The organism is Pseudalkalibacillus hwajinpoensis (assembly GCF_015234585.1).
Classification (GTDB): Bacteria; Bacillota; Bacilli; order Bacillales; family Guptibacillaceae; genus Guptibacillus; species Guptibacillus hwajinpoensis_B.
Map to the genome: position 1 here is coordinate 536,414 of NZ_JADFCM010000008.1, position 21,252 is coordinate 557,665.

Below are 21,252 nucleotides of genomic sequence, written 5' to 3' on the forward strand. Positions count from 1 at the left end.
AAATAGCAAGATGGAGGGGGATTGAATATGAACTATGCCGTATCGGTAACAGATACAACAAAAACAAACGAAATTGAAAAGAGCGGACTGCAGCTATTAGCATTTCTTGATACATATAAGAGTGCACTGCATGAAATTACGACCGTTGAGGAGCCGCCAAGAGGGATTGTTTTCCACGATTTAGAATCAGCCACAAAGCTGTATTCGACGATTCCATTGCCTGCCTACACTTCGAGAGACTTGATCCACTTAACCCCTTTACTAGACACGTGGAAAGATATTTATCTATCCACGGTAAAAGATGTGAAAGAGGCAGCGGATTATTATGAAAACCTTGAAATGGTCGATGTAGCAGAGCTTGTTGCCCATGAATTCACGCACCACGCTGACTTCTTCCATTCAGAATTTGATGATTGGGAAGAAGAGAATGCGAATGATATGTGGTTCGAAGAAGGCATCTGCTTCTACTTACCTCGAAAACTCTTAATGTCAGAAGAGCGATTTGAAAAAGTGATGAAGGTGGAGCGATTGTTAATTGACGCTCATAAAGAAAAGTATGGGGAATACACGCTAGACGCATTTGGAGAAGCGGGATATCGAGGTGGAGACGACTTCTCTTATTCGGCTGCGTTTTATGATTATTGGAGAAGTACGAATACAGTTGCTGAGCTAATTGAAGGCTACTGCGAAGGCAATGTACGTGAGCTTATTCGCTTATATCGTGAGTGGGTAGAAGGCGGAGAAAAAGGCCGCCTTCAGGATTACTTTATTAATAGGTTTGGACTTTCGGATGAAGTGGCAAGAGGGCTTTGGTTGAGGTGAGGTAGGGTAGTAGTTTGGTTCGACATATTATGACGTAAAGCGGGTGGTGCCTGGCACCATCCGCTTCCTGTTTGCAATCATCTACTAAAGTAATAGACTACATCTCCTTTTACTTTGGAACAAACTGTATTATAATTAATGTGTTGCAAAATGCAAATTGTTTGTTGGTAGATTATCTAAAGAGTTAATTTCGATGGACTTATTTTGCAACGTTTTTTTACGAATATTTGTAAGCGGTTTCATAGTTATCGAGTCGAAGTGAAGAACTCAGTGATTCAATGATGGAATACATAAGGAGTGAGGTCATCATGTTAAGCGACAAATATCAAAAGTTGCAAGAAATAGTGCAAGAGATGCAAAGTATTGTGGTCGCGTTTTCTGGAGGCGTAGACAGTACTTTATTATTAAAAGTTGCGGTTGATGTTCTTGGGAAAGAAAATGTTCTTGCGGTCACGGCTGATTCGGAAACGTACCCGAGCAGTGAATTAGAAGAAGCGAAGCAGCTCGCTTCATTAATTGGTGCGCATCATCAAGTGATTAAGACGTCTGAGCTTGCGATTCCTGGGTATACAGAGAATGATGAAAACCGCTGTTACTTTTGCAAAAATGGCTTGTTTGAAGAGGTTGTTCCGATTATGCGGGAGAAAGGATTTCAAAATGTTGTATATGGCTTAATTGCAGATGACATGAGCGAGCACAGACCGGGAGTCCGGGCTGCAATAGAGCATGATGTACGCGGACCGCTTCAAGAAGCAGAACTTTATAAAGATGAAATTCGCACGCTCTCGAAGGAGTTAAACCTTCCTACATGGGAAAAGCCTTCGTTTGCTTGTTTATCTTCGCGAATTGCGTATGGAGAGGAAATTACACAGGAGAAGTTAACGAAAGTCGATAAGTCTGAGGCTTACTTAAAGAGCCTCCGAATTCGACAGGTTCGTGTGCGAACACACGGTGATATGGCTCGGATCGAAGTCGAACCACAGGATATGCCGCTTGTAATGACGAACCATAGAAGCATTTCGAAGAAGCTGCAGTCCTTTGGGTATCAATACGTTACGATTGATTTGGATGGCTACAAGAGCGGAAGCATGAACAAAGTCTTAGCAGGAACCGATTAAGAGGGGGAAGACAGCATGGGAGCAGCAAGCTTAGAAGATGTTCTAAATCAGGTGAAAGAAGGTAGCCTGGATGTAAAGGAAGCGAAGACGTTGCTATCGTCTTTTGAAGATATCGGGTTTGCGAAAGTCGATCATCAGCGGGAAGACCGAACTGGATTTCCGGAAGTAATCTATGGCGAGGGAAAGACTGTTGAGCAAATGATCGATATTATCCAGTCTTTAAAGAAGAACACGAACCGTGTTCTCGCGACAAGGATTACGGAAGAAAAAGCGGCTAAAATCATGAACATAGTAGCTGATCTTGATTATAATGAGTCAGCTCGGACGCTATTTTGGAAGCATCCTGAAGAACCAGCTCTTCTCTATAATGGCTATATTGCGGTGTTGTGTGCAGGCACGTCGGATTTACCTGTTGCAGAGGAAGCGGCAGTAACAGCAGAAGCGTTCGGAGCTTCAGTTAAGCGAATGTATGATGTTGGAGTAGCGGGGATTCATCGTTTGTTTCATCACCTGGAGGAGATCGAAAATGCTACGGTAGCGATTACGGTAGCCGGGATGGAAGGCGCACTGACGAGTGTTGTCGGAGGTTTGATTAGTAATCCGATTGTAGCAGTGCCAACGAGTATTGGCTATGGCGCAAATTTCCAGGGGCTGTCGTCGTTACTATCCATGCTTAATGCATGCTCACCAGGCATTAGTGTGATGAATATCGACAATGGGTTTGGTGCAGGTTACTATGCAACATTGATTCATAAAAATCATCGCAAAACGATAGTCGAATAGAGGGTGGATGAGAATGAGAACATTATATCTTGATTGTTTTTCTGGCATAAGCGGGGATATGACAATTGGTGCGCTACTTGATCTTGGAGGAGATTCAGCTCTCCTTGAGAGAGAAATTGCCAAATTAGACATTGAATCGGAATACAAGCTAGAAACGTATAAAGTAGTAAAAAAAGGCGTGTCTGCTACAAAGTTTGATGTGGTCCTAACGGAGCATGAAGGGGGTCATCACCACCGTAATTATTCTGATATTGTCACGATGATCACCAAAGCGGATTTAAATGAAAACGTGACAGCGATGGCTCTTTCTATTTTCGAAAAGATTGGGAGAGCGGAAGCTAAAATACATAACATGGCGTTTGAAAAGGTTCACTTTCACGAAGTTGGGGCAGTGGACTCTATTGTAGATATTGTAGGGGCTAGTATTTTGATTGATTCATTGGATATATCAAGAATCATCTCATCCCCTGTGCCGGTTGGAAATGGGCGGATTCGCATTGCTCATGGGTTATATCCTGTACCTGCACCTGCAACGTTAGAGTTGCTGAAGGGGATCCCGATTCAACGCACGGAAATTAAAGGTGAATTAACAACGCCAACGGGTGGTGGGATCTTAGCAGCCCTTGTGAACGAATTTGGACCAATGCCTTCTTTTACAATCGAAGCAATCGGTTATGGTGCAGGAACGAAGGATTTCTCGGATCATCCAAATGTGCTTCGAGCAATACTCGGAAGAGATGAGCGGTAAGGGAGGAGAGAGGATGTCACAGCGATTTCCCCATGGTGAAGAACATATTGATCAGGAGATGATCAAGGTGGAGGTCAACCTTGATGATATGCCTGGCGAGTGGCTAGGGTATGTAATGGAAAAACTATTCGATTGTGGTGCGAATGATGTGTTTTATTCGTCCATTTACATGAAGAAAAACCGCCCAGGCGTGTTGCTTCAGCTCTTATGCGATCAAACGAAATTAGATGATATTAAGGCTGTTTTGTTCTCTGAGACGACAACGCTTGGTATTCGCTATTTCCCGATATCTGTTCACCGCTTAGCAAGAACGTTCTATCAAGTGGAAACCGTCTGGGGGAATGTCACGATTAAACAGGGAATTCATGAAGGGAAAGTCGTTGAGAACGCCCCGGAGTATGAAGACTGTCGAGTTATCGCAGAGCAAAATAGTATTCCAATAAAAGAAGTTTATAAACATGTGTGGGAAAAAATACCAGAAAACAAGTAGATATCTCCTTCTAACACAGCAACTTGGATCAGGAGGTAAACAGGAATGATAAAAGCACTAGTCATTGCTCCTTATGAAGGGTTAATTGAAATCATGAGAGAGATTTCTGAGGAAGTGGATGATTTTGAACTACATACGGAACTAGGTAACTTGTATGAAGGAGTCGAAGTTGCCCGCCGTTCTGAAACTAATGGCTTCGATTTGATCATTAGCCGGGGTGGAACTGCTTCATTAGTTAAGGAAGTCGTTTCCATACCCGTTATTGATATACAAGTGTCTGGTTATGATATTCTTCGTCTTCTAACGCTAGTTAAAGGGTTTTCGGGTAAGGCTGCGATTGTTGGGTTTCCGAACATCTCTCAAGGAGCGGCGACGATCTGTAACTTATTAGATCTCGACATTAATACGATCACTATTATGAAAGATGTAGAAGTAGAAGGTCGCTTGAAGGGATTGAGAGCTGAAGGCTATGAAGTTGTCATCGGTGATGTTTTCACGGTGGAAGCGGCTAAACAGTTAGGTATGAATGGGGTTCTGATCACTTCAGGAAAAGAAGCAGTCATGGAGTCGCTGGATGAAGCAAGGAGAGTGTATCAGCTATTCTCGAAATTGCATGAGGAAGTTTCAGTCTATCAATCCATTATTGACGTAGATGAACGAATGATTGGTGTCATGAATATGGAAGGGAAGGTTAAGTGTGCCAATCAACACTTTAACGCTGAATTCTCCAATGCAATGATTGAAAACCTTCCTGAGATGAAAGAGATCATTCAGAGCGTTTACAAAACTAGGACCAAACAACAGAACATGCTGACTCTTCATAATCAGCTATGGAATGTCTCAGCTTCTCTGAATGAACAATATGTTATTTTATATTTCGAGAAAGCTTTTTCGAATCAAACGCAAAGGCAGTCTGAAGAGGGCAAACAGTATGCGGTTGATGTGCAAACGACCGTTCCGCATGTTCTTATGACGGGTAAAAGTAAGCAAATCCAGGAAGTCATGAAACAAGTTGATCAGTATAGTCAAATGGATGAACCACTATGGATCATTGGGGAGACTGGTAACGGGAAAGACGCCGTCGCGCAATCCATCTATTTGAAAAGCAAGCGAAACAATGAACCGTTTATTACGATTCATTGTGAGTTATTGAAAGAAGGACAGTTAACGGAGTTACTGAATGAGGACTTCTTTAGGTACCATACGAATGGAATCGTTTATTTAAAAAGAATGGATCGGTTAGACACTTACTCACAAAAAGAATTGTATCAGTATATCAATACAAGCACTGGAAAAATGCCAAGGTGGATTGTTTCATCTAAAGATGAAATTGCCATTCATGAACGTGATGGTACGATCGATCACGATTTATTTACCCTCTTAGGCCGTTTGATTATTTATATCCCGCCGCTTAGAGAGCGCGTGCAGGATATTGAGGATCTCATTCCTGTGTTTATCTCAGAATTTCATTCGAAATATAGCAAACAAATTGTTGGTATTCGACAAGAGGCGATGAAAGAACTAATCGATTACGAATGGCCACGTAATGTCGATCAACTGAAACAAGTGATTGAACAGCTTGTTTTACATTCTCATTCCTATTACTTAGAGAAAGAAGAAGTATCATCGTTCATGACGTTGTTAAAACAGCGCATGGAAGTAAATGATGTTGCAAGTAATCAAATCGAAGTAAGCGGTACACTAAAGGAGATTGAGAAACAAGTGATTACTAAAGTTCTAGAAGAGGAAGAAATGAATCAATCGAAGGCAGCCAAACGACTCGGTATCAATCGTTCAACATTATGGCGCAAGCTTAAATCCTAAGCTTGCGTCTCTTTTTTTGCGAATATGATGAGCCATTTTCATGTTAAAAGAAAATTAAGTTATCAGTGTGCAACGTAGTAGACGTACGACTTGGAGAGGCGATAACGCTAGCTTATGTGGAAAGAAGGCATATCCTAAAACGATATAAGGTTTAATTTCGGAACGAACGCTTCTGAATATCTACCAGTTTATCGGAAACAAGTTAAAGTGAAAGGTAGATTCGGACATAAGGCGACTCATTGCGCTAAAAAGCGTAAAACCCCTGGCATTGCTGAAGTAGCCAAGGAAAATTGTAAACAAAGGATCTCATTACTTCACTGTTCAAAGGATTAATTTTTAGAAAAATTAGATTAATTTAATATAAGTTGTTGTAATAGTTAGAAATTTGTGATTATAATACTTGTAGGACGACCGACGTAGGAGGTTGATCCAATTCACAAAAAGTGGTGATCTTGATGAAATTGGCAACCAGATCCTTGTATCTACAGGCCAGAGATATGATTTATGAATTGATCAACGACAACTTAGAACCGATGGACAAAATTCCATCTGAACAGAAGCTATCCAAAGAGCTAGGAGTAAGTAGAAATACGATTCGTGAGGCGATTCGCACGTTAGAACAAGAGGGATTTCTATTTAGTAGGCAAGGAGTTGGAACTTTCGTCATCGGTTCGAAAAACAGCTTAAAAACAAACATTTCAACATTGGAGAGCTCGACAAACATCATTAAAGCTCACGGGTACAACCCAGGAACTGTGAATGTACACTCTTCTGTACAAGCCGTTTCATCAGAAATGAAAAAGACCCTTTCATTAGAAGAGGATGAAGATGAAATTTTCTATATCGAACGGGTTCGGACGGCAAATGATGATCCTGTCGTTTATGTAGAAGATTACGTTCCTTATCGCTTAGGAATGGAGCATGAATATCAAGAAATTTATTACGAGTCTCTACTCGATTTCCTCGAGAATTTCGACCTTAGTGTCTCATTCTCTGTCTGTTCAATCAAAGCGGTCATCAGTGATGAAAAAGTGGCCAACAAGCTTAAACTTACCGAACAATGCGCTCTTCTATTATTGAAACAGACGCACTACTCCAATACTGGAAAACCTGTCTTATATTCAGACAGTTACTATTTAAGTGATAATTTTGAGTTCAATGCCATTCGAAAAAGAGGTTAAAGGGAGGTGCACTACATAAACCGTCGGATATGCTTAGGGGGCACATTTGGGTTTAAAAAGGGGAGGAAACTTAAATGAGTAAAGTGGTACAAGCAGTTTCTAAAAGCAGAAAAATGAAAGGGCTTACAACGGTTGATATCGTGCTTATGGCAATTCTCGCGATCGTTAACGGTGTAGCGATGACGTACATTGCGATGTTAAATCAGCTGCTTACTGCACTCGGTGGACCGATCCTGACTTCGGTCACATTAGGGCTTTATAGTATCTCAGGAGTACTTGCTGCTTATATTATCCGCAAGCCTGGAGCGGCTTTCTTCACACTGACGCTAGCTGGAGTTGTGCAAATCATCTCTGGAAATCCGAACGGGTTAATCTCCATGACGGCAGCTGCTACTGATGGGCTAGGGGTCGAATTAGGATTTATGTTGTTCCGTTATAAACGTTGGGATTGGTTGAGTACAAGTGTAGCTGGACTTTTTGCTGTTCCGCTATGGTTCATCATCGCCGCCTTCTGGTTCGGTTATTACAAATGGGGCATGTCTATTCTTCTCATAGCATTCGTTGTTCGTTGCTTTAGTGGCATCCTGTTATCAGGTTGGTTAAGTAAATTAATCGGGGACCTGCTCGTACGTACTGATATTTTGAAAGGATTCAACATTCATAAGCAACATAAGAAAGGGGTGAATGTCAGTGAAACCCATCATTCAGCTTAAAAATGTCACTTACATTTATGAAGATGAAACGGAACCCGTCTTAAAAGACTGTTCTCTTGAGATCAATGAAGGTGAGTTCGTTCTTATCGTAGGGCCGAGTGGGTGTGGGAAAAGCACGCTATGTCAGACATTCAATGGGATTATCCCGAACGTAATGGAAGGGGAAATTGGTGGAGACATTATCGTTGATGATAAGAATGTTCTGGAATTAGATTTAAAAGATTTATCAACAAGTATGGGCCTTGTCTTCCAAGACCCTGATGCTCAGCTTTGTAATATTTATGTAGAAGATGAAGTTGCTTTCGCACCGGAGAACTTAAAGGTTGATCCAGTAGAGATTCGGGGGCGCATTCAGAATTGTCTCGAAAAAGTTGGGATGACGGGTTTTGAGCATAGGAAAGTATTCGAGCTCTCAGGTGGTCAAAAGCAAAAGGTCGGAATTGCATCGGTACTAGCGATGGAGCCTCAGATCCTTGTACTGGATAATGCGACAGCCAACCTTGATCCACAGGCGACGAAGGACATATTCGACCTGCTGCAAGTTCTTCATAAGGAGTTCGGTCACACGATCATCGTTGTCGAGAATAAAATCGATGACATCATGCATCTAGTTGATCGAGTGATTGTGATGGAAGATGGGACGATCATTCAATCAGGAACACCACAAGACGTATTGGAAAGCTCAATCGATACTTTGACAGAGATGGGAGTATGGGTACCGGAAATTTCTGAGCTAGCAATTCAGCTTAAGGAAAGAGGCATGAGCTTCGAGCGCTTTCCAATTTCGGTTCAGGATGCTGTTCTCGAGCTGAAGGGTAAGTGGAGGTCAGAAAGTCCGGCCAAAGTGAGTTCGGGAGCGATTCCGGAAGTTCGTCCAGAAGCGCTAAGTGTGAAAGGGCTAAACTATCACTATCCGAACGGTACGCAAGCATTGAATGATGTTAGCTTTTCTATCAAAAAAGGAGACTTCGTTACGATTCTTGGTACGAATGGGTCTGGAAAAACAACGCTGGTCAAGCATTTGATGGGCATCATCCGCCCACCAAAAGGCAAGGTGTTTCTGAAAGAAGAAGATACTTTCAAGCGGGATCTGCTTTCGATGACAGATGATATTGGATATGTGTTTCAAAATCCAGAACATCAATTTGTGTCCGACAACGTTTTTGAGGAAGCGATTTATAGCTTGAAGGTGAAGCACGGCATCGAAAGCGATGATCCACTTCCAGAAGAAATCAAAGAGCAGGGCGTGCAAGCATTGATGGAAATCAACCTCTACGACCAAAAAGATAAGCACCCATTCATGCTGAGTGGAGGTGAAAAACGTCGTTTGAGTGTCATTTCTTCTCTAATTCTTGGTCAGGATATCGTCATTCTAGATGAACCTACTACAGGTCAAGATTATGCGAGTGCAACGAAATTATTAGAGTTATGTAAGAACCTTCAGAAGCAAGGGAAGACGGTGATCATGATTACACATGATATCCGCTTAGTTTGTAAATGGGCTGATTCAGCTCTCGTGATGCACCAGGGAGAACTAATCTATGATGGTGACGTCAAGAAGCTGTTCATGAACGAAGAGGTGTTGAAGAAAGCATCCTTGATCGAACCGCCGATCTCGCAGCTAGCGAAGCAACTGGTTCCATCAATGGTAGATGAAGCAGTGATCACCATCGACGAATTCCTACAAACAGAAGAGAGGGTGAAACAAGTCCTATGAGCTTAGCCTTCCAGTTTTATGAGAAGAAATCATTTATGCATTCACTTGACCCAGTTACAAAGCTTATTTGGATGGTGTGTATCTCGATACTCGTCTTCATCTATGAGACGGCCGTTCCGCAGTTGATGCTGTTTGTTGCCATCATTACCGTCGCGCTGCTATTTGCGAAACTGAGTATTGGTTTCGTTTTTCGCGGAATATGGATCATGCTTTTGTTCAGTATCGGTTTCTTTATCTTACAAGTTGTACTTGTACCTGGAGAAACCTTGTTGTTCGATGTTGGACCGTTCCATATCTATTCTGAATCGGTCGATTTCGCACTAGCAATCACGATAAGGATCCTGACGATCTTTACAACATCGCTCATCTTCGTTGCAACGAGTGATCCTCGGGATATTGTTATCTCATTAACACAAAAAATGAAGGTTCCTTATCGCTATGCTTATTCTATCTTCGTCGCTCTAAGGTTTGTTCCAACGCTTGAACAAGAAGCAAAAATCATTGAAGCGGCACAAACGATTAGAGGTGTAGGAAAGCAGAAAGGATTGAAGAACAAAGCTGAGAACCTGAAGCGATTCACGCTACCTCTACTAATGGGAGCGATTCGCCGGGTGAGAACGACCGCGAACACGATGGAAGCGAAAGGATACGGTGCTTACCACGACCGTACCTACATTAGGACCATCAATTACAATGCAAAAGGAATTGTATTCGGATCTGCATGGTGCGCTCTTACCGTTTTCTTATTATTCACTAAACTAATTTGAAGGGGGAGATATATGGATGGAAGAACTGAAGTTTGAAGTCGCTTACATGCCGAAGGAAGTGAAGAAAGATCTTCCGCAGGTGTGTGTGCTAGTGGATGTATTAAGAGCTACAACCGCCATGATTACGATGCTTGATAAAGGATGCTCTGAAATCATTTTGACGGATGACGAACAAAAGACGTTAGAGGAAGTAGAAAACACAGTTGACCAGGAAACGCTCGTGTGTGCAGAAGATGCATATGGGAATGTGTCTGAACATGCTCAGTTCAGCCCTTCATTGATTTCGATCAATAATATGGATCTAAAGGACAAGCGAATCGTCCTAAAAACGACGAATGGGACACTTGCCGGATTCACATTGTGGAACTCTGGTAAAGATCATGTCCTCGTCGGATCCTTACGCAATGCAAAGGCGGTCATGGACAAAGCGGTTAGGATGGCGGATGAGCTCGGAATGGGCGTGGTTATCGTCTGCGCCGGCCGTGAAAACGGTGAGATCGCTGCCTTAGATGACGCTTATACAGCCGGAATCTTACTAGATTATGGTAAGGAAGCGGCGGCGGCATTGAACAGAGTGCCTCTTTTTAAGGATTCAGCGAAGATCAGTACCCATCTATTAGAAAGTTACCCAGACACTGTTCAAGCATTCGAAGATTCAGGTAGTGGTGAAACGATGAGAAGGATCGGGTGTAAGGAAGATATTAAGCTTTGTTCAGTAGAAAATCTATCAGACTTAGCGCCTGACCTTCAATTCACAGCAAATGGCAGTATCGTAGTAAAAAATATGAAAAAGGTGGTCTACAAATGACAAATTGGAAATCAAACGCATCGAAACCGGTAATGGACGAAGGATTACAATATCACATCCGTTGTAAAGAGGGCGACGTTGAGAAATATGTTTTGCTTCCAGGAGATCCGGATCGAGTAGATATGATTGGTGGAGAGTGGACGGAATCTAGAAAAATCTCAAACTATCGCGAGCATCGTACGTACAGTGGAAAAGTAGGAGAAGTTGGGATCACAGCATGTTCCACAGGTGCTGGTGGCGGTTCGACGGCAAGTGCTTTTGAGGAGTTGGCTGCACTAGGTGGCGATACATTCTTACGAGTGGGAACGACAGCAGCGATTCAAGAACATATCGATCCAGGTGATGTCATCATTTCATCCGGAGCTGTCCGCCATGATGGGACAAGTCAGTTCTACGTTGATGATCGATACCCAGCAAGCGCACATTACGAAGTGACTTCAGCACTTGTAGAAGCAGCAGAGCGCCTTGGTTATACATACCATGTCGGTGTTTCATGCTCGACGGCATCCTGGTATTGCGGACAAGGACGAACAGGCTTCCAGGGATATGAGCAATCGTTCTTTAAAGATAAACTACAAGATTTAAATAAAGCAGGCGTTATGAATTTCGAAATGGAAGCGGCAACAATCTTCACGCTTGCTGGATTATATGGTTTAAGAGCTGGATCTGTGTGTACAGTTGTTGCTAACCGAATCCGTGACGAATTCTCATATGGCGGTGTAGAAAAAAGTATCCGCGTAGCGAATCTAGCAGTTCAGATTCTAGCTGAATGGGATCAACTGAAAAAGGAACGTAAGAAAGACTACTGGTTCCCTTCAATGACTGAAAACACAACTGTAAAAGGATAAGGAGGAATGATTCGATGATAAATGTGGATACAACGAAAGGGATGTTCATCAACGGAGAATGGATTCAGTCAGAATCAGGTTCTGTGGTGGAAGTATTCAATCCTGCGACAAGAGATAAAATTACTGAAATTCCTTCTGGAGGCACTAAGGAAGCGAAATTAGCGATCGAATCGGCAGAAAAAGCATTCGAGCCCTGGGCTGAATTGACGGCAAGAGAAAGATCGACTTATTTGTATAAAGCGTATCACCTTATGATCGAACGAAAGGAAAAACTAGCTGCTCTTTTGACAGAAGAGCAGGGAAAACCGTTGAAGGAAGCGCGGGGAGAAATTGAATTCGCCGCAAGTTTCTTGCTCTGGTATGCAGAAGAAGCGAACCGCGTCTATGGTGAGATGATTCCTTCAACGAAAAAGAACAAGCGTCTATGGGTCGTTCCTAAACCGATCGGCGTTGTGGCTGCGATCACGCCGTGGAATTTCCCGGCTGGTATGATCACAAGAAAAGTCGGTCCAGCTCTAGCCGCTGGATGTACGGTCGTCTTAAAACCAGCTGAACAAACGCCACTCACAGCGATCGAAATCGTGAAGATTTTTGAAGAGGTCGGCCTTCCGAAAGGCGTGCTGAATATCGTTGTTGGTAATGCAGCAGAGATTGGTAAAGAAATCATGGATAGCTCAGCTGTTAAGCTGGTTACCTTTACTGGATCGACAGAAGTTGGAAAGCTATTGATGGAAGGAAGCGCCCAAACGGTTAAAAAGCTTGCGCTTGAACTCGGTGGTCATGCACCGCTGATCGTATTCGAGGATGCGGACCTCGATCTTGCAGTTGATCAAGCAATCGCAAGTAAATATCGGAACTGTGGACAAACGTGTATCTGTACGAATCGCCTCTATGTTCATTCAAACGTTAGAGATGAATTCGTAACGAAGCTAGAAGCGAAAGTGAGAGAGCTTCGTGTCGGGAACGGCTCAGATGAATCAGTAGATGTTGGTCCGCTTATCGACGATGGTGGATTGAATAAAGTGAAGGATCAAGTGGAAGATGCGCTTTCTAAAGGAGCGGTGCTCTTGACTGGCGGGAAGCAGTGGGAAGGACCAGGCGGGTATTTCTTTGAACCGACCATCCTTTCGAATGTGACTGACGACATGAAGATTATGACAGAAGAAACGTTCGGACCGGTCGTTCCGATCCAGACGTTTGATAGAGATGAAGACGCAGTTGCAGCAGCTAATAACACGGAATATGGCTTAGCATCCTTCCTCTTTACGAACAACCTTAGCCGAGCGATTAAGGTTATGGAGAAACTTGAATACGGAATCATCGGCATTAATGATGTGTTCCCTGGCACAGCTGAAGCGCCATTCGGCGGGATCAAGGAGTCAGGTCTCGGCAAAGAAGGTGGGCATGAAGGAATCAAGGAATACTTGGAGATGAAATACGTTTCTGTGGCGCTTTCAGATACGCTGTAATAAGGAGGATATCGAATGAAATATCCTGAGGTTGTGAAAGTGAAACAACGCTTTCCTTCTGGAAAAATCGAGAACATTGAGAAACATCTGACAGAGGAGCTGAAGCATCAGCTCCCTGCTGTTCAGAAAGGAGCTTCGATCGCAATTACGGTAGGAAGTCGTGGCATCTCTAATCGAGTCAGTATCGTCAAAACGGTTGTCGATTACTTAAAGGGACAAGGTGCAGCGCCTTTTATCATCGGTGCGATGGGTAGTCACGGTGGTGGTACACCGGAAGGACAGATGGATGTGCTCGAGAGTCTTGGATTTACGGAGGAAGCGATCGGTTGTCCCGTTCGGACGTCGGCAACAGTCGTCGAAGTGGGAACGACAGATATTGGCTTCACTCTCTATTGTGACAAAATGGCATGGGAATCAGATGGCATTATCGTCATGAATCGAGTGAAGTTACATACTTCATTCCGAGGACCGAATGAGAGTGGATTGTTAAAGATGATTACAGTGGGGCTTGGAAAAGCAAAAGGTGCGAATCAATTGCACCGGCAGGGACCACCGAATATGTCGAAGACAGTTCAAGAAGTTGGTCGGGGAATGATCAATACTGGAAAGATTTTAGCTGGAATCGGTATCGTGGAAAACAGCTTTGATGAAACGGCACATCTCGAAGTGATCCACCCCCAATCTATTTTGGAAAGGGAACGAGAATTATTACTGCTTTCGAAAGAATACTTCCCAAGGATTCCGATCGAACAATTGGACTTGTTGATCGTCAAAAAAATGGGGAAAAATTATAGCGGCACCGGAATGGATACGAACGTTCTAGGAAGGACTAAGATCTTTGGCGTACCAGAGCCTCAAACCCCTTCTTTTAAACGGATAGGAGTACTCGATTTAGATGATTCCTCGCACGGAAATGCGACTGGAATTGGATTAGCAGATCTGACAACAGAGCGACTATTTCAAAAGATTGATCGTCAAAAGACGTATTTGAACTGTTTGACGAGTACCTACGTTCAGCGCGCTATGATACCGATGGTACTAGATACTGAACAGGAACTTGTAAATAAAGCGATTGATAGTTTAGCAGTCGAAGATCCAACAGCATTACGAGTCGCAATCATCGAAAACACACTGGATCTGGAAACCCTCTATCTTTCACATAACCTGATTGAAGAAGCAGGTGAACAGATCGATGTTATGTCGGATTCAGAACCGATCGCATTTACTGAAGACGGAGAGTTGAACTATTTCTTAGGAAGCGCAGGTGGGCACTAATGACAAAGTCACAAACATCATACGGAGATGCAGGATTCAGCGAATTTATTAGAATGGCATTCAGCCGTCATCTAGGTCATGACAAGGAAGACTATAACAAACCGGTTATTGGCATTTGTAATACGTTCAGCGAAATCAATCGGTGTCACAGTCATGTGAAGCCGATGGTCGAAGCGATCAAACGAGGGGTTATTATGGAAGGCGGAACACCTCTTGAGTTCCCGACGATATCGGTCGGTGAAATGTTTACGAGTCCAACGACTATGTTATACCGAAATCTCGTTGCGATGGATACGGAAGAAATGATCACAGCGCAGCCGATCGATGGCACCGTTATGATTGGGGGCTGTGACAAAATGGCGCCAGCTCAGCTGATGGGTTCAGCGAGTGCAGACAAACCAGCGATTCTTTTTACAGGTGGACCGATGAACAATGGCCATTACAAAGGCAAGACGCTAGGGGCATGCTCGGACTGTCGTTTCTTCTGGCAGGAATATAAAGCGGGAACTGTTGATGAAGAAGAAATTGCTGAGATTAATGAGCGACTTGCACCAACTGCCGGTCACTGTATGGTGATGGGCTCAGCAAGCACGATTGCGGCTTGTGCAGAAGCGATGGGGATGATGCTTCCAGGTGGGGCAGCAACACCGGCTACTGAAAATGAGCGGATGCGCCTCGCGCAAGAAACGGGACGCGCGATCGTTCGCCTCGTGAAAGCAGGGATCAAGCCTTCCGATATTATGACGAGGGAATCTTTCGATAATGCGATCAAAACGCTGATGGCCGTTGGAGGTTCGACGAATGCTGTTATCCATCTGATCGCGATCGCGAGAAGACTCGGCATTGAATTAACTCTCGCTGATTTTGAAGAGCACAGCAGAACGACGCCGTTTCTTGCGAACATGCGACCTGCTGGAAAATATCAGATGCAGGACCTTTACTATGCGGGTGGAATCTCTGCTGTTCTGAAGGAACTGTCACCACTTCTTCATACGGAAGAACTTACGGTAACTGGAAAGACGCTAGGAGAGAATTTAGCGGATGTTGAAATCGAAAGCGTTTACCGCGATATTATTCGACCGCTCGATGATCCTTTACATAAAGAAGGCGGCATCGCGGTTTTGAAAGGGAATTTAGCGCCAAATGGTGCGATCATCAAGCCGAAAGCGGCAACGAAGGAACTGTTGAAGCATAAAGGACAGGCCGTCGTTTTCACTTCTTTAACAGACATGGCGGAACGTGTGAACGATCCAGATCTAGAAGTGACTCCTGATAGTGTACTCGTTCTTCAAAATGCCGGACCTGTTGGAGCGCCAGGCATGCCGGAAGCTGGGATGATTCCGATCCCGGATAAGCTATTGAAACAAGGTGTCCGCGATATGGTGCGCTTATCTGACTGTCGGATGAGTGGAACGGCTTTTGGTACCGTGCTTTTACACGTAGCGCCTGAAGCAGCTATCGGAGGTCCAATCGGTTTGATCAAGGATGGAGATTGGATCGAGCTAGACGTGGATGAGCGTAAGCTGGAACTATTGGTTTCTGAAGAAGAGCTTTCGGTTCGAAAGAGCCATTGGTCACCGCCAGTTTTCGAAAATTACAACAGGGGTTATCCTCTTTTATATCGTCAACACGTTTTGCAGGCTGATGAGGGATGTGATTTTGATTTCATGCTACCGGTTCCAGATCAAGAAAAGCAGAAAAAGAAACACGAGCCTGTAAATGGAGCGCCCACGACATGAAAGAAATTCTATTAGCACTTTTGAGCGGCGTCCTTATCGGTCTCGTCTTCAAGATGGTCCGTCTCCCGATACCAGCGCCACCTGTACTTGCAGGTGTCGTCGGTATATTTGGGGTATGGCTTGGAGCTTACGGGCTAACGTTTCTGATGGATAAATTGACGAACTGAAGGAGGAAGTTGATGTGAAAGTCGGATTAATCGGTGGTACAGGATTTTACGATTTGTTCGGTGCTTTGGAAGAGAAAGTGATCAAGACGCCATTTGGTACCGTGACTCTGTTCCAGGGCGTTCATGAAGATAAAGAAGTTTACTTTCTGCCAAGACATGGAACGACACACGGCGTTTTAGCACCAGATGTGAATTACAAAGCGAACATGAGTGCTTTGAAAATAAGCGGAGTTGAACGTGTTCTGGCAGTGTCGGCGGTTGGCTCGATCAACCCTGATATTCCAGTTGGAAGTGTTTCCCTACTCGATCAATTCGTCGATATGACGAGACGAAGGGACCAAACCTTTGGTGCGTTTTCGGCTGATATGACGGAACCCTTTTGCCAAGAAATAAAATCGTCCATCCTTAGTGCTTCTAAGACGCTTGGGTTATCGATCTATGAGGATGTCACATTAGTAGGTGTTGACGGTCCGATCTATGAAACGCGTCAAGAACTCCAGTTGTTTCGGACGTGGGGAATGGACGTTGTCGGTATGACGAACACGACTGAAGCAGCGTTGGCTCGTGAACTCGGTCTTTGTTTTTCTGTGATCACGTTATCAACTGATATGGCGACAGGGTTCGCAGAAACGCCACCGAATCTTGAAGCACATCGGAAAGTAGCAGAAGAGAATAAAGGGAAGATGAAAAACCTTGTCTTACAAACGCTGAGCAATCTGGAATCAAATACTGATTGTTCTTGTACTGTTCCATACCAAAACGCGCAGAATGCTGCGATTTAATTCAAAGGGGGCTAATCATTTATGAAGATCGGGATCATCGGTGGGACTGGATTTTATAATTTGCTGGACGATATGCAAGAAAAAACAGTTTATACGGAATATGGAGAAGTGACGGTTTTTCAAGCGTACTACGAAGGAAAGGAAGTAACGTTCCTACCCCGACACGGGAAGTATCATGACACACTCGCTCCGTTTGTTAATTACCGGGCGAACATGATGGCATTGAAAGAATTAGGCATCCAGCGAATTCTAGCATTCTCAGCAGTCGGTGCGATCAATCCTGATATCCAGGTAGGGAGTCTATCACTACTGGATCAATTCGTCGATTTCACGACTAGAGAGAAAACGTATGGTAAATTCTCAGTCGATATTACTGAGCCGTTCTGTCCAGAACTTCAGGAAACTTATCGGAATTCTGCTGAATTGATTGATGAACCTCTTCGCGTTGGAACAAAACTAATCTGTGTAGACGGTCCTCGTTATGAGACGAAAGCAGAAGTTCAGCTATTCGGGAAATGGGGGATGGACGTTGTTGGGATGACGAATGCAACAGAAGCTTCGCTCGCTCGAGAGCTCGGAATCTGTTATGCGGTAGTGACTCTTGCGACGAATATGGCACCAGGCGTCACGGAAACGAAACCTTCGCTGAAGGCTCATAAAGCGGTAAGTGAGAGTAAGAAAGAAAAAGTGAAAGAATTGATGCTTGAAGCGATTAAACAAGCAGGCGAAAGACAGAAATGTTCATGTCCAGAAGCTTATGAGCGTGCTGTGTTAGCAAATTCTTAATTGATGCTAGAGAAAATACTCATCGAAAACCCGTTCATTGTTTCCAATGATGCGTCGTTCGGGAATCAAAAAGGCTCTGTTTTCATTGAAGGTGAAACGATTACGCGGGTCATAATGGAATGCGAGACGAATGTACTAGAAGAACTTAGGATAGAAGCAGATGAAGTGATCGATGCTGAAAACTATATATTAATGCCGGGTATGATCAATAGTCATTATCATTCTTATACCAATTTATTTAAAGGGACCGTAAACGATCTTCCGCTAGAATTATGGACGCTATATACGGTTGCTTACGGGCATGCCCTCGAAGACGAAGATGTGTATTATGCCGTATTACTTGGCTGCATCGAAATGATGAAGGCCGGCGTGACGAGCTGCTTAGATCACTTTCCTCATATAGGAAGGTCAGCTGCTGCGCTTTCAGCATATGAGAAATCCGGCATGAGGGTCGCGTTTGCACCGATGATGCATGATGTACCAGATGAAGTCTTTTTTGGATTGAATTTGCCTGAATCACTTCGTACTGAGAGCAAAGCGAAATCGCCAGATGAAATGAGAAGCTTCTATCAAACACTCTTATCGAACTGGCACAATAGAGAGGGAAGAATCGAGATTCAACTCGGGCCGAATGCCCCTCAGCGTTGTTCGCCAGGGATGCTTAAAGTATGCAAAGAACTTAGTGTAACAGAGAATCTACGTGTCCATACCCATCTGTTAGAAACGAATGCTCAACGTCTTCAAGGTGAGAAGCAATTCGAAGGCGGGCTCATCGCCTACCTTGATCAAGTGGGGTTATTGAATGAGAAGTTATCTGTTGCACATGCGATCTGGTTGAACTGCGAGGAAATCGATCGATTAATAGAACAGAATGTCTCGATCGTCCATAATCCAGCTAGTAATCTATTACTCGGAAGTGGGGTCGCCTCCATCCCTTCCTTTATAAAAAAAGACGCATGCGTAGCAATAGGAACCGATGGATCGAACTGTGGGACGAATCAGAACTTATTCGAAGCGATGCGGTTGACCACGCTGATCCATCGAGTGAATGAACCCGATTATCAAAACTGGATGAAAGCAGAAGATGTGCTTCGAATGACGACGCATTCAGGTGCAAACGTGTTAGGAAAAGAAGGGGAATTAGGGGAAATAGCGACGGACCATAAAGCAGACTTAGTGTTATTGGATGCAAATACGAGTCTCATGTCACCACTTAACGATCCGGTCTCACAGCTCGTACATCAAGAGAACGGGCAGTCGGTTCATTCCGTAATGGTGAACGGAAAATGGACTGTAAGAGAAGGTCAGCTCGTGACTATCAACGAAGAACAAGTTTTGGCAGAAGTGAGAAAGCGCCAAGCGAGTATGCTAGAGAAATGTAGAGAACCGTTAGGTCGAGCAGATAAATTAAGACCATATTTCGAACAGATCATTTCCAAATAAGAATTTCGTTGAGAGGGGATCACATATGAATGAGATGTTGTTGAAAAAGGAACTGGCTTACATTTCTCACAAAGTTTATGAACGAGGTTTGACTCAAGCGACGGGCGGTAATGTTAGCGTTCGCTTACCGAACCGTGATGCGATTTTGATCAAACGATCCGGCGTCAGTCTTGGGGAAGTGACGGCAGAAGATGCCCTAATCGTATCGATGGATGGAGAAGTGATTGAAGGTTCTGGAACGCCTTCAAAAGAATTTCGCTTCCACCTAGGTATCTATCGAACTCGCCCTGATGTAAATGCCGTTGTTCACTGTCATCCGAATTATGCTATTGGCTATGCGTGCCTCGGTAAAGAATTGCCGCTTCCAACGGTAACAGCACGGAAGATTCTCGAGCATGTACCTGTTGCGGCCTCCGCACCATCCGGTTCGCTTGATTTAGCTCAAAATGTGACCCGTGTATTTGAGACGTACCCAGTTATCAAAGCATGTTTGATGGCCGAGCATGGTGTCTGCGCCGTTGGAGATTCACTTGAAAAAGCCTATAACATTGCAACGCTTGTAGAAGATACCGCTAAACAATCCTTCATCGTCCAACAGCTGAAAGCCACTATGCCACAAGTCGTCACAAATTCCTAATAAAGGGTGAGCGATATGAAACGTATCCATGAATTAGTTCGATCCTTTCAAGAGCAGGAACTATTACTACCAATCTGGTTTGAAGAAGATAAACTCCATTTCATCGATCAGAAGAAGCTGCCGTTCGAATCTCGCATCGAAGCGATCACAGAGGTAGATGAGCTTGCGACGGCTATTAAAGATATGACGATCCGTGGTTCAGGAGCGATCGGAACATGTGGGGCATGGGGACTATATCTAGCTGCGCTTAGGTCACATGGGAATCCGGAAGCGATCATTCAAGCGGGGGCGCTTCTGAAGCAAACGCGTCCAACAGCTGTGAATTTGATGAAAACGGTCGATGAAATTATTGGGATCGTGCAAGGTAAAGGATCTGACCTCATTGAAAGAATCGAGCAGAAGACGATTGAAATCCTTGAACGTCAGTTAGCGTTCGAGCATCAACTCGGAAGTCATGGTGCAGAGATGATCGATGAAGGTGATGCCATCTTAACGCACTGCCATTCTGGTGCCCTAGCAGGGTCTGGCTATGGAGGACGAGCGCTATCTGTTATTCGAAAAGCTCACGAACAAGGGAAAAACATCCACGTGTATACGTGTGAAACAAGACCGTACTTGCAAGGAGCGAGGATTACAGCATATGAACTAAAGAAATTTGGCATCCCACATACACTTCTGACAGATAACATGTCCGGATACTGTATGAGTCAGGGAATGGTACAAAAAGTTGTCGTGGGCTCTGACAGAGTTGCGTCGAATGGGGACTTAGCGAATAAAATCGGAACTTATATGCATGCGCTGGCTGCGAAAGCGAATGGCGTTCCATTTTATACGGCGACTTCTAGCCATACGATTGATCTTGCTGTTGCTGCTGGTCGTGACATCGAAGTTGAGTTCCGAGATGCGTCAGAGGTTACCTCGTTTCAAAAAAGAGCGATCGCACCAGAAGGCACGAACGCGCTTTATCCATCCTTCGATATCACACCGAACGAATTGATTTCAGGAATCATTACAGAAAAAGGTGTTATGCAGGCTCCTTATCCATCATCTTTACGAAGCTTGCAATCAACCGTTGAATCTGGAGTCTAACTAACAGAGAAACTCAATCACTATCTAACTGGTGAATTAGGCAAGC

21 protein-coding genes are annotated in these 21,252 nt (G+C 44.0%); all 21 read left to right on the plus strand.

Going from position 1 to position 21,252, the window contains the following annotated elements:
* Nucleotides 1-27: 27 nt before the first annotated feature.
* The 21 genes from IQ283_RS14470 (at nucleotide 28) to mtnA (ending at nucleotide 21,206) form a co-directional block, all read left to right on the plus strand.
* Entirely contained in the window at nucleotides 28-822 is a 795-nt protein-coding gene (locus tag IQ283_RS14470; RefSeq protein ID WP_194220839.1) for a hypothetical protein, read from the plus strand.
* Between the two features lie 308 nt (nucleotides 823-1,130).
* A complete protein-coding gene (gene larE, locus IQ283_RS14475; RefSeq protein WP_194220840.1) occupies nucleotides 1,131-1,940 on the plus strand; it encodes an ATP-dependent sacrificial sulfur transferase LarE in 810 nt (269 codons plus the stop codon).
* Nucleotides 1,941-1,955: 15 nt separating this feature from the next.
* Nucleotides 1,956-2,723, plus strand: coding sequence for a nickel pincer cofactor biosynthesis protein LarB (larB, locus tag IQ283_RS14480; protein WP_194220841.1), 768 nt, complete (start codon nucleotides 1,956-1,958; stop codon nucleotides 2,721-2,723).
* A 13-nt stretch (nucleotides 2,724-2,736) separates the two neighbouring features.
* Nucleotides 2,737-3,471 carry a nickel pincer cofactor biosynthesis protein LarC gene (gene larC, locus IQ283_RS24305; RefSeq protein WP_194220842.1) on the plus strand — a complete coding sequence of 245 codons (735 nt, stop codon included), beginning with the start codon at nucleotides 2,737-2,739 and terminating at the stop codon, nucleotides 3,469-3,471.
* Nucleotides 3,472-3,484: 13 nt separating this feature from the next.
* Nucleotides 3,485-3,961 (plus strand): nickel insertion protein, encoded by a 477-nt coding sequence (larC, locus tag IQ283_RS24310; RefSeq protein WP_194220843.1) that lies wholly within the window; start codon nucleotides 3,485-3,487, stop codon nucleotides 3,959-3,961.
* A gap of 45 nt (nucleotides 3,962-4,006) precedes the next feature.
* Nucleotides 4,007-5,785, plus strand: a complete 1,779-nt coding sequence (locus tag IQ283_RS14495; RefSeq protein ID WP_194220844.1) for a sigma-54-dependent Fis family transcriptional regulator — start codon at nucleotides 4,007-4,009, stop codon at nucleotides 5,783-5,785.
* A 455-nt stretch (nucleotides 5,786-6,240) separates the two neighbouring features.
* Nucleotides 6,241-6,966, plus strand: a complete 726-nt coding sequence (locus tag IQ283_RS14500) for a GntR family transcriptional regulator (RefSeq protein ID WP_194220845.1) — start codon at nucleotides 6,241-6,243, stop codon at nucleotides 6,964-6,966.
* Between the two features lie 74 nt (nucleotides 6,967-7,040).
* Nucleotides 7,041-7,679 (plus strand): ECF transporter S component, encoded by a 639-nt coding sequence (locus IQ283_RS14505; RefSeq protein ID WP_242057353.1) that lies wholly within the window; start codon nucleotides 7,041-7,043, stop codon nucleotides 7,677-7,679.
* Nucleotides 7,657-9,396: an ABC transporter ATP-binding protein gene (locus IQ283_RS14510; protein ID WP_206759471.1), complete on the plus strand. Its 1,740-nt coding sequence runs from the start codon at nucleotides 7,657-7,659 to the stop codon at nucleotides 9,394-9,396. Before IQ283_RS14505 ends, IQ283_RS14510 begins: the two co-directional genes overlap by 23 nt.
* Nucleotides 9,393-10,163: an energy-coupling factor transporter transmembrane component T family protein gene (locus tag IQ283_RS14515; RefSeq protein ID WP_194220847.1), complete on the plus strand. Its 771-nt coding sequence runs from the start codon at nucleotides 9,393-9,395 to the stop codon at nucleotides 10,161-10,163. The genes IQ283_RS14510 and IQ283_RS14515 overlap by 4 nt, the downstream gene beginning before the upstream one ends.
* A gap of 16 nt (nucleotides 10,164-10,179) precedes the next feature.
* Entirely contained in the window at nucleotides 10,180-10,971 is a 792-nt protein-coding gene (locus IQ283_RS14520) for a 2-phosphosulfolactate phosphatase (RefSeq protein WP_194220848.1), read from the plus strand.
* A complete protein-coding gene (locus tag IQ283_RS14525; protein WP_194220849.1) occupies nucleotides 10,968-11,819 on the plus strand; it encodes a nucleoside phosphorylase in 852 nt (283 codons plus the stop codon). Before IQ283_RS14520 ends, IQ283_RS14525 begins: the two co-directional genes overlap by 4 nt.
* A 14-nt stretch (nucleotides 11,820-11,833) precedes the next feature.
* Nucleotides 11,834-13,288, plus strand: coding sequence for an NAD-dependent succinate-semialdehyde dehydrogenase (locus tag IQ283_RS14530; RefSeq protein WP_276511838.1), 1,455 nt, complete (start codon nucleotides 11,834-11,836; stop codon nucleotides 13,286-13,288).
* A gap of 15 nt (nucleotides 13,289-13,303) precedes the next feature.
* Nucleotides 13,304-14,563 (plus strand): DUF362 domain-containing protein, encoded by a 1,260-nt coding sequence (locus IQ283_RS14535; protein WP_194220850.1) that lies wholly within the window; start codon nucleotides 13,304-13,306, stop codon nucleotides 14,561-14,563.
* Nucleotides 14,563-16,302 (plus strand): dihydroxy-acid dehydratase, encoded by a 1,740-nt coding sequence (locus IQ283_RS14540; RefSeq protein WP_194220851.1) that lies wholly within the window; start codon nucleotides 14,563-14,565, stop codon nucleotides 16,300-16,302. Before IQ283_RS14535 ends, IQ283_RS14540 begins: the two co-directional genes overlap by 1 nt.
* On the plus strand, nucleotides 16,299-16,469 hold the full coding sequence (locus tag IQ283_RS14545) for a XapX domain-containing protein (RefSeq protein WP_194220852.1): 171 nt from the start codon (nucleotides 16,299-16,301) through the stop codon (nucleotides 16,467-16,469). Before IQ283_RS14540 ends, IQ283_RS14545 begins: the two co-directional genes overlap by 4 nt.
* A 14-nt stretch (nucleotides 16,470-16,483) precedes the next feature.
* A complete protein-coding gene (locus IQ283_RS14550) occupies nucleotides 16,484-17,251 on the plus strand; it encodes an MTAP family purine nucleoside phosphorylase (RefSeq protein ID WP_194220853.1) in 768 nt (255 codons plus the stop codon).
* Between the two features lie 21 nt (nucleotides 17,252-17,272).
* The gene (locus IQ283_RS14555) at nucleotides 17,273-18,037 is read left to right on the plus strand and encodes an MTAP family purine nucleoside phosphorylase (RefSeq protein ID WP_194220854.1); all 765 of its coding nucleotides are present in this window, start codon (nucleotides 17,273-17,275) and stop codon (nucleotides 18,035-18,037) included.
* Nucleotides 18,038-18,040: 3 nt separating this feature from the next.
* On the plus strand, nucleotides 18,041-19,480 hold the full coding sequence (locus IQ283_RS14560) for an amidohydrolase family protein (RefSeq protein ID WP_194220855.1): 1,440 nt from the start codon (nucleotides 18,041-18,043) through the stop codon (nucleotides 19,478-19,480).
* Nucleotides 19,481-19,505: 25 nt separating this feature from the next.
* Nucleotides 19,506-20,117: a class II aldolase/adducin family protein gene (locus IQ283_RS14565; protein WP_194220856.1), complete on the plus strand. Its 612-nt coding sequence runs from the start codon at nucleotides 19,506-19,508 to the stop codon at nucleotides 20,115-20,117.
* A gap of 15 nt (nucleotides 20,118-20,132) precedes the next feature.
* Entirely contained in the window at nucleotides 20,133-21,206 is a 1,074-nt protein-coding gene (gene mtnA, locus IQ283_RS14570; protein WP_194220857.1) for an S-methyl-5-thioribose-1-phosphate isomerase, read from the plus strand.
* Nucleotides 21,207-21,252 lie beyond the last annotated feature (46 nt).

Coding starts and splice junctions, on each gene's coding strand:
- IQ283_RS14540 (WP_194220851.1), top strand. CDS start 14,563: ATGACAAAGTCACAAACATCATACGGAGATGCAGGATTCAGCGAATTT.
- IQ283_RS14500 (WP_194220845.1), top strand. CDS start 6,241: ATGAAATTGGCAACCAGATCCTTGTATCTACAGGCCAGAGATATGATT.
- IQ283_RS14555 (WP_194220854.1), top strand. CDS start 17,273: ATGAAGATCGGGATCATCGGTGGGACTGGATTTTATAATTTGCTGGAC.
- larC (WP_194220842.1), top strand. CDS start 2,737: ATGAGAACATTATATCTTGATTGTTTTTCTGGCATAAGCGGGGATATG.
- IQ283_RS14520 (WP_194220848.1), top strand. CDS start 10,180: ATGGAAGAACTGAAGTTTGAAGTCGCTTACATGCCGAAGGAAGTGAAG.
- IQ283_RS14535 (WP_194220850.1), top strand. CDS start 13,304: ATGAAATATCCTGAGGTTGTGAAAGTGAAACAACGCTTTCCTTCTGGA.
- IQ283_RS14530 (WP_276511838.1), top strand. CDS start 11,834: ATGATAAATGTGGATACAACGAAAGGGATGTTCATCAACGGAGAATGG.
- IQ283_RS14515 (WP_194220847.1), top strand. CDS start 9,393: ATGAGCTTAGCCTTCCAGTTTTATGAGAAGAAATCATTTATGCATTCA.
- IQ283_RS14525 (WP_194220849.1), top strand. CDS start 10,968: ATGACAAATTGGAAATCAAACGCATCGAAACCGGTAATGGACGAAGGA.
- larE (WP_194220840.1), top strand. CDS start 1,131: ATGTTAAGCGACAAATATCAAAAGTTGCAAGAAATAGTGCAAGAGATG.
- larB (WP_194220841.1), top strand. CDS start 1,956: ATGGGAGCAGCAAGCTTAGAAGATGTTCTAAATCAGGTGAAAGAAGGT.
- IQ283_RS14505 (WP_242057353.1), top strand. CDS start 7,041: ATGAGTAAAGTGGTACAAGCAGTTTCTAAAAGCAGAAAAATGAAAGGG.
- mtnA (WP_194220857.1), top strand. CDS start 20,133: ATGAAACGTATCCATGAATTAGTTCGATCCTTTCAAGAGCAGGAACTA.
- IQ283_RS14565 (WP_194220856.1), top strand. CDS start 19,506: ATGAATGAGATGTTGTTGAAAAAGGAACTGGCTTACATTTCTCACAAA.
- IQ283_RS14495 (WP_194220844.1), top strand. CDS start 4,007: ATGATAAAAGCACTAGTCATTGCTCCTTATGAAGGGTTAATTGAAATC.
- IQ283_RS14545 (WP_194220852.1), top strand. CDS start 16,299: ATGAAAGAAATTCTATTAGCACTTTTGAGCGGCGTCCTTATCGGTCTC.
- larC (WP_194220843.1), top strand. CDS start 3,485: ATGTCACAGCGATTTCCCCATGGTGAAGAACATATTGATCAGGAGATG.
- IQ283_RS14470 (WP_194220839.1), top strand. CDS start 28: ATGAACTATGCCGTATCGGTAACAGATACAACAAAAACAAACGAAATT.
- IQ283_RS14560 (WP_194220855.1), top strand. CDS start 18,041: ATGCTAGAGAAAATACTCATCGAAAACCCGTTCATTGTTTCCAATGAT.